This is a genomic window from Chryseobacterium sp. CFS15, assembly GCF_031118795.1.
Classification (GTDB): Bacteria; Bacteroidota; Bacteroidia; order Flavobacteriales; family Weeksellaceae; genus Chryseobacterium; species Chryseobacterium indoltheticum.
The window spans coordinates 1-482 of record NZ_JAVHYL010000033.1 but is presented as its reverse complement, the minus strand read 5'-3'; the positions used below and the strand labels follow the sequence as shown (position 1 = coordinate 482).

Annotated in this window: 1 protein-coding gene; it reads right to left on the bottom strand. The window is 39.4% G+C overall.

The genetic code is table 11. The annotated features are described in order from the left end of the window. A partial coding sequence (locus OH814_RS20560) for a transposase (protein ID WP_308829461.1) occupies nt 1–482 on the bottom strand: 482 nt, incomplete at both ends.

Below are 482 nucleotides of genomic sequence, written 5' to 3'. Positions count from 1 at the left end.
GCTCGCTGATTTTGCGATGTAGTCCATTTTTCTCTGGTTTTGTAGAGTAAATACCTGCTTCTTGCCAAAAGTTGCTTTCGGGTATCGCCATTTTCAAAAGTTTCAATCCCGGGGTTGTTTTTCTTTTCTTTTGCTTCCATGAGAAGATTGTTTTCTTGCTCAATAGCTTCCCAACGGTGGTTTATCCTTAATTCCTGCAACGCTTCTATGGCTAATTTCTGGACATGGAATCGGTCGATAATTTGTGTGGCATTGGGAAAACATCTTTTGGCGATGAGCTTCATAGAACCCGCCATATCCAAAGTAATTCCTTTTACATTTAACCTTAGTTTTTTGTTGATTTTTAAGAGATATTCTATTACGGTATCACTCTTGGTTCCTTTGATAATGGCGACAATACTGCCTTTTCTGCCCATTGCTTTTTTGGAGGTCAGAACAGTGTACAATTCGCCATCAGAAAGAGCAACTTCATCGAGAGATAG